Source organism: Thiohalobacter sp. (genome assembly GCF_027000115.1).
Classification (GTDB): domain Bacteria; phylum Pseudomonadota; class Gammaproteobacteria; order Thiohalobacterales; family Thiohalobacteraceae; genus JALTON01.
Genome location: NZ_JALTON010000029.1, coordinates 46,856 through 57,645, shown reverse-complemented (window position 1 = coordinate 57,645; position 10,790 = coordinate 46,856). Strand labels below are relative to the sequence as shown.

The following is a 10,790-nucleotide window of genomic DNA, read 5'->3' as shown; positions in this document are numbered from 1 at the left end:
TGTCGGTCATGGCAGCGAGCACGGTCGGTGCGCTTGCCATGACGGCAGCATTGAAGCGCTCGGTGCGCATGGACAGGGTTTTCATTGCCCTTTCTGCCCGGTGTCCTCCGCGTCTCCGCGTACTCTGCGTTGCATCCGGATGCAGCCCGGCGCAAACTGGCGCCGGGCGCGGCAATGGGTCATGATTGGCGGCGCCCCACGCCATGGAAGCGCATGGGGTTCTGAAAGGAACGGTTTCGGGATTCGACAGCAGGGAGGCGATGATGAACGAAGTTCTCGATCTGTCCATGGGGCCGGCGGTGGCCGACTTCGATCGCGGCGTCGCCGAGGCCGGCGCCGGCAACTGGCAGGCCGCGGTGCGCAGCTTTGCACTGGCGAGCCGGGTGCTGGACCGGGAGACCCCGGCCTATGCCCGGGTGCGCGCCTGGGAGGGGCTGGCGTTGGTGATGGTCGGCGAGCGGCACGGGCTGGCGCTGTGCCAGGAGGCGGCCGCGCTGGCGCTGCTGTTTGCCGAGCCCCACGAATGTCTGGCCCGCGCCCACATCAAGCTGGGCCAGCGCCGCGAGGCCTGCGCGGCCATCGGCCGCGGTCTGCGCATCGATCCCAATCATGCCGGCCTGCGCCAGCTCCGGTTGCGGTTGGGGGTGCGGCGCACGCCACCCTTGCCCTTCCTCGATCGCGACAATCCCCTGAACCGGGTGCTGGGCCGGCTGACCTACCGGCGGCGTTGATACAACTCATTGATTTCCGGTTGTTCGACCCCATGGTACAATCTTTGGTTCGAGTCGGTCGGACAGCCGCGGGGGCCAGGCCCTCGAGGAAAGTCCGGGCTCCGCAGGGCAGGGTGCCAGGTAACGCCTGGGGGGCGCGAGCCCACGGAAAGTGCCACAGAAAACAGACCGCCGATGGCCTTCGGGCACAGGCAAGGGTGAAAAGGTGCGGTAAGAGCGCACCGCGCGGGTGGCAACACGCCGCGGCACGGTAAACCCCACCTGGAGCAAGACCAAATAGGGGATCGATGGCGTGGCCCGCGCCGATCCCGGGTAGGTCGCTAGAGGTGTCCGGTGACGGGCATCCCAGATGAATGGCTGTCTTCGACAGAACCCGGCTTACAGGCCGACTCAAGTTATTCGAGTGAGGCGTGAGGCAGTGAGGCGTGAGGGGCAGGCACTGGCTCCCTTCGCCTCACGCCTCACCCCTTAGTGACATGAAGAAACTTTACATAAAGACCTTCGGCTGCCAGATGAACGAGTACGATTCGGCGAAGATTGCCGACGTGCTGGGTTCCGCGCGCGGCCTGGAACTGACAGCCAGGCCGGAAGAGGCCGATGTGTTGTTGCTCAACACCTGTTCCATCCGGGAAAAGGCGCAGGAAAAGGTCTTTTCGCAGCTCGGCCAGTGGAAGGACTGGAAGCGTACGCGGCCGGAGCTGGTGATCGGCGTCGGGGGCTGCGTGGCGAGCCAGGAGGGCGAGGCCCTGCGCGAGCGCGCGCCCTACGTGGACCTGGTCTTCGGGCCCCAGACCCTGCACCGGTTGCCGGAGATGCTGGACGCGCTCGAGGCGGAACGGCAGCCCGTGGTCGACGTCTCCTTTCCCGAAATCGAGAAGTTCGATCGTCTGCCCGAGCCGCGGGCCGACGGCGTGACGGCCTTTGTCTCCATCATGGAAGGCTGCAGCAAGTACTGCAGTTTCTGCGTGGTGCCCTATACCCGTGGCGAGGAGGTCAGCCGTCCCTTCGACGACATCATCGCCGAGGTCGCGGCGCTGGCCGAACAGGGCGTGCGCGAGATCACCTTGCTGGGCCAGAACGTCAATGCCTATCGTGGCCCGATGCACGACGGCGAGATCGCCGATCTCGGCCTGCTCATTACCTATGTTGCCGCCATCGACGGCATCGACCGCATCCGCTACACCACCTCACATCCGCTGGAGATGAACGACAGCCTGATCCAGGCCCATGCCGAGATACCCGAGCTGGTCGGTCATCTGCATCTGCCCGTGCAGTCGGGTTCGGATCGCATCCTGGCGCTGATGAAGCGCAATCACACCGCGCTCGAATACAAGGCCATCGTGCGTCGCCTGCGCGAGGCACGACCGGATCTCAGCCTGTCGTCCGATTTCATCGTCGGCTTCCCCGGCGAAACCGAGGCCGACTTCGAGGCCACCATGGCGCTGATCGAGGACATCGGCTTCGATGCCTCCTTCAGTTTCATCTACAGTCCCCGCCCCGGCACCCCGGCAGCCGCACTCCCCGACGATGTGCCGTTGTCGGTGAAGAAGTCGCGGCTGTCGCGGCTGCAGGCACGCATCAGCGAGATGTCCGCGGCCATCAGCGCCGGCATGGTCGGCAGCGAGCAGCGGATTCTGGTCGAAGGCCCCTCGCGCAAGGATCCGCGGCAGATCGCAGGCCGCACCGAGAACAATCGCGTGGTGAACTTCGATGGCGATGCCGCACTGGTCGGACGTTTCGTGCGCGTGCGCATCACCGAGGCGCTGCCGAACTCGCTGCGCGGCGAGCTGCTGGGCCTGGACGAGCCTGCCGGCGATTCCGCTGCCAACTGGGCCTGAATACGCGCTCTTGACCTGATCCTGCCTTGACCCCGAAACCCGCCGTACATGATCTCACCCTGGAGCCGGCCGACAACGAGCGGCTGGCGCAACTGTGCGGCCAGTTCGACCAGAACCTCAGACAGATCGAGGGCCGGCTCGGAGTCGAGATCAACAACCGCGGCAACCGCTTTCACGTCATCGGCGAGCCGGCCGCGGCGCGGCGCGCCGGTGCCGTGCTGCAGGCGCTGTACGACGAGGCCGGACGCAGCCCGCTCACGCCCGAGCGCGTGCACCTGTGCCTGCAGCAGGCCGAGGCCGAGACCGGGGAAGAGGCGGCCGATACCGAGGAAGTCGTCATCCGCACCCGTGCCGGCGAGATCCGCGGCCGCGGTCCCAACCAGCGCCGCTACCTGGCCGGCATCCGTGATTTCGATCTCAACTTCGGCATCGGTCCGGCCGGTACCGGCAAGACCTATCTTGCGGTGGCCTGTGCCGTGGATGCACTGCAGCGCGAACAGGTGCGGCGGCTGATCCTGGTCCGGCCCGCGGTGGAGGCCGGCGAGCGGCTCGGTTTCCTGCCCGGCGACATGGCGCAGAAGGTCGATCCCTACCTGCGGCCGCTGTACGACGCCCTCTATGAAATGCTGGGCTTCGAGCAGGTGGCGCGGCTGATCGAGCGCAACATCATCGAGGTGGCGCCGCTGGCCTTCATGCGCGGGCGTACCCTGAACGAATCCTTCATCATCCTCGACGAGGCGCAGAACACCACCGTCGAGCAGATGAAGATGTTCCTGACCCGCATCGGCTTCGGGTCGAGCGTGGTGGTGACCGGCGACGTGACCCAGATCGACCTGCCGCGCGGCACCCGGTCCGGGCTGCGCCAGGCCACCGAGGTGCTGCGCGACATCGAGGGTGTGAACTTCACCTTCTTCAATGCCCGCGACGTGGTGCGGCATCCGCTGGTGCAGCGCATCGTCTCCGCGTACGACCGCTATCGTCAGGGGAACGGGGACGATGCTTCCTGAGATCCGCGCCGACGTCGAGGTCGACCTGCAGGTCGCCAGTGCTGCCGGGGACTTGCCTGCGGCTGCCGATGTCCGGCGCTGGGCGCAGGCCGCCTGGCTGCGGGCGCGACCGGCCGAGGTGACGGTGCGCATCGTCGACGAGGCGGAGAGCGCGGAACTCAACGCGCGCTACCGTGGCCGGCAGGGGCCGACCAACGTGCTGTCCTTTCCCTTCGAGGCGCCGCCGGGCGTCCCCACCACCCTGATCGGCGATCTGGTAGTGTGCGCACCGGTGGTGGCACGCGAGGCGAAGGCGCAGGGCAAGACGCCAGACGCGCACTGGGCGCATATGCTGGTGCACGGCATGCTGCACCTGCAGGGTCACGATCACCTGGAGGCCGCAGAGGCCGAGCGCATGGAGGCTCTGGAACGCGAGATCCTTGCCGGGTTGGGCTATGGTGATCCTTACTGAGGGCGGCCCAGGACCCGATGCCATGCGTGCGTGGCATCGGGCCCTGTGCAACCTGTTCGAGGCAACATGAACGAAGACCGATCCAGCAACGGTTCCGGGCAGAAGTCCTGGCTGGAGAGACTGAGCCAGGCCTTCTCGGGCGAGCCCCGCAATCGCGAGGAGCTGATCGAGCTGCTGCGCGACGCTCAGCGCCGGAACCTGTTCGATGCCGATGCCCTGTCCATGATCGAGGCGGTGCTGCAGGTCGCCGACATGCAGGTCCGCGACATCATGATCCCGCGGGCGCAGATGGTGGTGGTGGAGCGCGATGACAGCCCGGAGGATATCCTGCCGGTGATCATCGAATCCGGCCACTCCCGCTTTCCGGTCATTGGCGAGAGCCGCGACGAGGTCGTCGGCATCCTGCTGGCCAAGGACATGCTGCGCTACCGGCTGGACGAGTCCGCCGGCTTCGACATCCGCGACGTCATGCGGCCGGCGGTGTTCATTCCCGAGAGCAAGCGCCTCAACGTGCTGCTCAAGGAGTTTCGCGCCAGTCGCAATCACATGGCCATCGTGGTCGACGAGTATGGCGGGGTCGCCGGCATGGTCACCATCGAGGACGTGCTGGAGCAGATCGTTGGCGAGATCGCCGACGAGCACGACATCGAGGAAGGCAGCTTCATACTGCGCCGTTCGGATACCCGGTATGTGGTCAAGGCGCTCACGCCGGTCGAGGACTTCAACGAGTATTTCGGGACCCATCTCGACGACGAGGAGTTCGACACCATCGGCGGCCTGGTGGCACGTACCTTCGGCCACCTGCCCAAGCGCGGCGAAACGGTGACCCTGGACGGCCTGCGATTCAGGGTGCTGCGCGCCGATACCCGTCGCATTCACATGCTGGAACTGGAACTGCCGGAACCCCTGCCGGCCTCCGATGCCTCCGCTGCGGGCTGAGGCGGGAAGGGCGTGAACGGGGTGCTGGCACGCTGGCTGTTGCCGCCGCTGCTGGGCGCCGTCTCGGTGGCGGGCTTTGCGCCCTTCGGGCTGCACCCGCTGCCGGTTGCTGCGCTGGCGCTGTGGCTGCTGTGGCGGCCGCAAGGCGTGCGCGCGGCCTTTCTTCATGGCTGGCTGTTCGGTCTTGGCCTGTTCGGTGCCGGAGTTTCGTGGGTGCATGTCAGCATCCACGTGTTTGGCCATTCCCCCCTGCCAGTCGCGATCGCCGTTGCCGCCCTGCTGGCCGCCTTCCTGGCCCTGTTCCCCGCCGCCGTTGCCGCCCTGCTGGCCTGGTGGCGCCGATCCGAGGCCGCGAGCCTGCTGCTGCTCTTCCCGGCCCTGTGGTTGCTGGCGGAGTGGCTGCGCGGCCGGTTGTTCACTGGCTTCCCCTGGCTGAGCCTGGGCTACAGCCAGATCGACGGACCGCTGGCCGGCATGGCGCCGCTGGTGGGGGTGTATGGGGTGGGCATGGCGGCAGCGGCGCTGGCCGGTGCGCTGGCCCTGCTGCTGCGGCGCGCCGGCCGCAGCCCGATGGCCTGGGCACTGGTGCTCCTGTTGCCGCTGCTCGGCACCCTGCTCAGGCCGGTGGAATGGACGGAGACGGACGGCGAGCCGCTGCGGGTGAGCCTGATCCAGGGCAACATCCCCCAGGAGCGCAAGTGGCAGCCCGAGGAACGGCTCGCCACCCTGGAACGCTACCTGCTCATGACCCGCAACGAGTGGCGCGCGCCGGGCTGGCATGCGCAACTGGTGGTGTGGCCGGAGACGGCCATTCCGGCCTTTCTGCACGAGGTGGCCGACAGCTTCCTGGCGCAGCTCCGGCGCGAGGCGGCGGCCGCCGACAGTGATCTGCTGGTCGGCATTCCGGTACTGGACCGCGAGGACTGGCGCTACTACAACGGGGTGCTGCATGTGGGAGCGGGCGGGGGCGTCTACTACAAGCGGCACCTGGTGCCCTTCGGCGAGTACCTGCCGCTGCGGCGCTGGCTGGGCGACCTGCTGGCGGTGATGCCGCTGCCGGTGGCGGACTTCTCCGCCGGTGATCCGCAGCAGCCACCGCTGCAGGTGCGCGGTGTCGCCGTGGGTCCCTCGGTCTGCTACGAAATCATATTCCCCGAAGAAGTCCGGCAGATGCTCCCGGAGGCGGGACTGCTGGTGAATGTCTCCAACGACGCCTGGTTCGGCGCCTCGCTGGGCCCCCCCCAGCACCTGGAAATGGCGCGGATGCGGGCGCTGGAGACCGGGCGTCCGCTGCTGCGCGCCACCAACACCGGCATCACCGCGGTCATCGATCACCACGGACGAATCCTGGGCCGGGCGCCGCAGTTCGAGCCGGCGGTGGTACGGGAGACGATCCAGCCGCGCCGGGGCGCGACACCCTATGTGCAGCTCGGCGAGCTGCCGGTGCTGGCGCTGGCCCTGGCGCTGGTGGGGGTGGCGCTGCGGCGGGGGCGGCGCGCATGAGCCTGCCCGCGCCGCTGGCCTCGCCGCGGGCCCTGCGCGATGCCTTCGCCCGCGGGCTGGGCGATCTGCTCGAGGGCGCGGACCTCAGCGGCTTCATCCTGGTGTGCGCCAACGCCACCGCCGAGCCCGAGCTGGCCGCGCGGCTGGGGCCCGTGCTCGAGGCCCGTTTCCGCGTGCTGGCATCCGAGGTGCGCGAGACCCTGGCCGAGGGTCGCCCCTTCGCCGTGGTCGATGAGGACCTGATGGTGTTCCTGAAGCTGATGGCGCTGGGTCTGGAACGGCTGGCGCCCACCGAGCAGCGCGCGGAGGGACCCTGGCAACTGGTGTTCAACCTGCTGCGGTCATTGCGCCCGCGCCGCATCACCGATCTCGTGCCGGAAGACATCCGCGCGCCCTTCGATCCCCACCGATTCAATTTCAACAAGCCCTTCATGCTCCGCGAGCGGCTCTGGTCGGGCGAGCTGCTGGGCCGGCCGCTGGATCTCTACTACAACAAGTATCCCTTCGCGCCGCTGCACGGCCTGCTGGTACCCGAGCGCGAAGCCGGTCATCCGCAGTTCCTCACCCCGGAACTGACGGCATACCTGTGGGCGCTCGGTGAGCTGTTGTCCGGCGCGCTGCCCGGGTTCGGCATCGGTTACAACAGTTTTGGCGGCTATGCCTCGGTCAATCACCTGCACCTGCAGCTGTTCGTCGATGCCACGCCGCTGCCGGTGGAATCGGATCGGTGGGTGCACAACGGGGGTGTTGAGGCCTATCCGCTCGAGGTGCTGCGCTGCAGCAGCGAGGCGGATCTTCGTGCGGCACTCCATGCGTTGCACGCGAGGGGCTGTCCTTACAATCTGCTGCTGAGGGGCTCGGGCGCCTGGGTGGTGCCACGTGCCATGCAGGGCACGGTCGAGGTGCCGGCCTGGAGCGTCGGACTCACCTGGTGCGAACTGTCGGGCCGCATGATCACGGCCAGCCGCGCTGCCTATGACGCGCTGTCGGCAGGCGAGATCGAGGCTGCACTGGCAGCAGTGGCCGTAACCGGCTGAAGGAACGGAATCCGGCCGGGGGGTATCTTTCAGGCGCTGACGCGCTGGAACTCGGTGCCGTGGCAGCGCGGGCAGGGCGGGATGTGGCCGGGCTCGCGGAAATGCAGTTCCTCGCCGCAGGTGGTGCAGCGCAGCACGCCGGGACCAGTGATCTCGCCGGTGTGGTAGCTGGCCGCCCGCTGCATCTGGCGCTCGAACTCGGCCAGCTCCAGGCGGGTGCGGTCGGCCACCGTGAGCAGCATGTCCAGCAGCCGGTCCTCGATCAGTTCCAGGTCGAAGCGCAGCCACTGCGCCAGCTCGCTGCCGGTGTCCTCGAGGTAGTGGGCGGCGTCCTCCAGATCGCGGCGGAGGTAGCCGGCGACCTTCTCGGCCTCCTCGCGGGTCAGTTCGCCCAGCTCGACCGCCTTTTCCTGGGCGCGGCGCAGGTTTTCCTCCAGCGTGGGTTTCGCCTCCTCGCCGGCCTCCTCGATGGCGGCCTTGAGGCGCTCCATCATGCGCCGGTAGCCCTGGACCAGTCGTTCGATCGAGCCTTCGTCGTGCTGCTGACCTTCGCTCATCGTCTGTCCGTCCACCTGCGGTTGAATCCGGGCCCATTGTAGCACCGCCACCCGCACCTGCCGTGTTGGCCGCGCCTCGGGCGCTGGGGTATGCTTCCGCCTTTGCATTTTCGAGGGTTGGCAGGCTCCGATGGACGATCACTACAGGCCCGGCGAGATAGAACCCGCGGTCCAGCGGCTGTGGGAGGCGGAGGGCAGCTTTCGTGCGGTCGAGGATCCGGCGCGGGAGAAGTTCTACTGCCTGTCCATGTTCCCCTATCCCAGCGGCCGGCTGCACATGGGGCATGTGCGCAACTACACCATCGGCGATGTCATCGCCCGCTACCAGCGCATGCAGGGCCGTTCGGTGCTGCAACCCATGGGCTGGGATGCCTTCGGGTTGCCGGCCGAGAACGCCGCCATCGCCAACCGGGTGCCGCCGGCCGAGTGGACCTACCGCAACATCGATTACATGAAGGGCCAGCTCAAGCGCCTGGGTTTCGGTTATGACTGGTCGCGGGAGATCGCCACCTGCCGGCCCGAGTACTACCGCTGGGAACAGTGGCTGTTCACCCGGCTCTACGAGAAAGGGCTGGTGTACAAGAAGATGGCGACCGTGAACTGGGACCCGGTGGACCAGACAGTGCTGGCCAACGAGCAGGTGATCGACGGCAAGGGCTGGCGCTCCGGGGCTCCGGTCGAGCGGCGCGAGATACCCCAGTGGTTCATGAAGATCACGGCCTATGCCGAGGAGCTGCTGGAGGGCCTGGACCGGCTGGAGGGCTGGCCCGAGGCCGTGCGCACCATGCAGCGCAACTGGATCGGCCGTTCCGAGGGCCTGGAGCTTTCCTTCGACATCGAGGGCAGCGATGAGCGGCTCACGGTCTTCACCACCCGTCCCGATACCCTGATGGGCGTCACCTACGTCGCGGTCGCCGCGGAACACCCGCTGGCGCAGCAGGCGGCGCGCGACAATCCCGAGCTGGCGGCCTTCATCGAGGAATGCCGCAGGAGCACCACGGCCGAGGCCGACCTCGAAACCATGGAGAAGCGGGGTATGCACACCGGCCTGTGGGCCCGGCATCCGGTCAGCGGCGAGCGGGTGCCGGTGTGGGTGGCCAACTTCGTGCTCATGGGCTACGGCACCGGCGCGGTGATGGCGGTGCCGGCGCACGACCAGCGCGATTTCGAGTTCGCCCGCAAGTATGGCCTTCCGGTTCGCCAGGTCGTGTTCCCGGCCGACGGCAGCGAGGCCGGCGTCGAGGCGGCGGCCTATACCGAGCGCGGCGTGCTGCGCAATTCGGGACCCTTCGACGGTCTGGATTTCGATGCGGCCTTCGATGCCATTGCCACCCACCTGGAGGCGGCAGGCCGGGGCCGGCGCACCGTCAACTACCGGCTGCGGGACTGGGGCGTGTCGCGCCAGCGCTACTGGGGCTGTCCCATTCCCGTCATCAACTGCCCGGACTGCGGTTCGGTGCCGGTGCCCGAGGATCAGCTGCCGGTCGTGCTGCCCGAGGACGTGGAGATCGATGGCAGCGGTTCGCCGCTGAAGAAGCTGCGCAGCTTCATCGATACCGAGTGCCCGCGCTGTGGCGGACCCGCGGAACGGGAGACGGATACCTTCGACACCTTCATGGAGTCGTCCTGGTACTACGCCCGCTTCGCCTGCCCCGACAACGACCGCGCCATGCTCGACGAGCGGGCCGATCACTGGCTGCCGGTCGACCAGTACATCGGCGGCATCGAGCATGCCATTCTCCATCTCCTGTATGCGCGCTTCTATCACAAGCTGCTGCGCGACGAGGGGCTGGTGCACAGCGACGAGCCCTTCACCCGCCTGCTCACCCAGGGCATGGTGGTGGCGGAAACCTTCTACCGCGAGGACGAGGCCGGCCGGCGCAACTGGTACAACCCCGCAGAGGTCGAGGTCGAGCGCGACGACAAGGGACGCATCATCGGCGCCCGCCTCAAGGCGGATGGGCAGCCAGTCCAGGTGGGCGGCATCGAGAAGATGTCCAAGTCGAAGAACAACGGCGTCGATCCGCAGCAGCTCATCGACCGCTACGGCGCGGACACCGTGCGCCTGTTCACCATGTTCGCGGCGCCGCCGGACCAGTCACTGGAATGGTCGGACGCCGGCGTGGAGGGCGCCTTCCGATTCCTCAAGCGGCTGTGGAAGCTGGTCGCGGCCCACGTCGCTGCCGGCCCCGTCCCGGCGCTGGAAGCGGGCGCCCTGAACGAAGCGCAGAAGGCGCTGCGCCGCCAGACCCACGACACCATTGCCAAGGTCAGCGACGACATCGGTCGCCGCTATACCTTCAACACGGCCATTGCCGCGGTCATGGAGCTCATCAACGCCCTGTCGCGCTTCGAGGACGAGTCGCCCCAGGGGCGAGCGGTGATGCACGAGGCCTGCGAGACGGTGGTGTTGCTGTTGTCGCCCATCGTGCCGCACATCTGCCACGAACTCTGGAAGGCGTTGGGTCACGAGGATCCTGTGGTCGATGCCGCCTGGCCGAAGGCCGACCCGGCGGCGCGGGTGCAGGACGAGATCCAGCTCGTGGTGCAGGTCAATGGCAAGGTGCGGGCGCGGATCCTGGTGCCGGCCGCTGCCGACCGGGAGCAGGTCGAGGCGGCGGCGCTGGCCGATGCCAACGTGCAGCGCTTCATCGAGGGCAAGCCACTGCGCAAGGTGATCCTGGTGCCCGGCAAGCTGGTCAATCTGGTGGTCTGAACAGGGACAGG

The 10,790-nt window shown here is 67.8% G+C and carries 9 protein-coding genes and 1 other RNA gene; 9 read left to right on the top strand and 1 reads right to left on the bottom strand.

Going from position 1 to position 10,790, the window contains the following annotated elements:
* The first annotated feature begins 260 nt into the window (after positions 1-260).
* The 8 genes from MVF76_RS04535 (at position 261) to MVF76_RS04500 (ending at position 7,506) form a co-directional block, all read left to right on the top strand.
* Positions 261-731, top strand: a complete 471-nt coding sequence (locus MVF76_RS04535) for a hypothetical protein (RefSeq protein WP_297527603.1) — start codon at positions 261-263, stop codon at positions 729-731.
* Positions 732-781: 50 nt separating this feature from the next.
* Positions 782-1,128, top strand: an RNA gene (gene rnpB, locus MVF76_RS04530) — RNase P RNA component class A.
* Positions 1,129-1,207: 79 nt separating this feature from the next.
* The gene (miaB, locus tag MVF76_RS04525; RefSeq protein WP_297527602.1) at positions 1,208-2,569 is read left to right on the top strand and encodes a tRNA (N6-isopentenyl adenosine(37)-C2)-methylthiotransferase MiaB; all 1,362 of its coding nucleotides are present in this window, start codon (positions 1,208-1,210) and stop codon (positions 2,567-2,569) included.
* Between the two features lie 26 nt (positions 2,570-2,595).
* A complete protein-coding gene (locus MVF76_RS04520) occupies positions 2,596-3,576 on the top strand; it encodes a PhoH family protein (RefSeq protein ID WP_297527601.1) in 981 nt (326 codons plus the stop codon).
* Positions 3,566-4,027, top strand: coding sequence for an rRNA maturation RNase YbeY (gene ybeY, locus MVF76_RS04515; RefSeq protein WP_297527600.1), 462 nt, complete (start codon positions 3,566-3,568; stop codon positions 4,025-4,027). The genes MVF76_RS04520 and ybeY overlap by 11 nt, the downstream gene beginning before the upstream one ends.
* A gap of 66 nt (positions 4,028-4,093) precedes the next feature.
* Positions 4,094-4,966, top strand: coding sequence for an HlyC/CorC family transporter (locus MVF76_RS04510; protein ID WP_297527599.1), 873 nt, complete (start codon positions 4,094-4,096; stop codon positions 4,964-4,966).
* 12 nt (positions 4,967-4,978) lie between these two features.
* Positions 4,979-6,469, top strand: coding sequence for an apolipoprotein N-acyltransferase (gene lnt, locus MVF76_RS04505; protein WP_297527598.1), 1,491 nt, complete (start codon positions 4,979-4,981; stop codon positions 6,467-6,469).
* Positions 6,466-7,506 (top strand): hypothetical protein, encoded by a 1,041-nt coding sequence (locus tag MVF76_RS04500; protein ID WP_297527597.1) that lies wholly within the window; start codon positions 6,466-6,468, stop codon positions 7,504-7,506. The genes lnt and MVF76_RS04500 overlap by 4 nt, the downstream gene beginning before the upstream one ends.
* 29 nt (positions 7,507-7,535) lie before the next feature.
* Here the strand turns inward: MVF76_RS04500 and MVF76_RS04495 are convergent, their stop codons facing one another.
* Complete coding sequence (locus MVF76_RS04495; protein WP_297527596.1) at positions 7,536-8,063, bottom strand: zinc ribbon-containing protein; 528 nt, start codon at positions 8,061-8,063, stop codon at positions 7,536-7,538.
* A gap of 130 nt (positions 8,064-8,193) precedes the next feature.
* Here MVF76_RS04495 and leuS point away from each other — a divergent pair, with 130 nt between their 5' ends.
* Entirely contained in the window at positions 8,194-10,779 is a 2,586-nt protein-coding gene (gene leuS, locus MVF76_RS04490) for a leucine--tRNA ligase (RefSeq protein WP_297527595.1), read from the top strand.
* Positions 10,780-10,790: the final 11 nt, after the last annotated feature.

Excerpts from the sequence above, each read along its gene's own strand:
- MVF76_RS04535 (WP_297527603.1), top strand. The coding sequence starts at position 261 with ATGATGAACGAAGTTCTCGATCTGTCCATGGGGCCGGCGGTGGCCGAC.
- miaB (WP_297527602.1), top strand. The coding sequence starts at position 1,208 with ATGAAGAAACTTTACATAAAGACCTTCGGCTGCCAGATGAACGAGTAC.
- ybeY (WP_297527600.1), top strand. The coding sequence starts at position 3,566 with ATGCTTCCTGAGATCCGCGCCGACGTCGAGGTCGACCTGCAGGTCGCC.
- MVF76_RS04510 (WP_297527599.1), top strand. The coding sequence starts at position 4,094 with ATGAACGAAGACCGATCCAGCAACGGTTCCGGGCAGAAGTCCTGGCTG.
- MVF76_RS04500 (WP_297527597.1), top strand. The coding sequence starts at position 6,466 with ATGAGCCTGCCCGCGCCGCTGGCCTCGCCGCGGGCCCTGCGCGATGCC.
- MVF76_RS04495 (WP_297527596.1), bottom strand. The coding sequence starts at position 8,063 with ATGAGCGAAGGTCAGCAGCACGACGAAGGCTCGATCGAACGACTGGTC.
- leuS (WP_297527595.1), top strand. The coding sequence starts at position 8,194 with ATGGACGATCACTACAGGCCCGGCGAGATAGAACCCGCGGTCCAGCGG.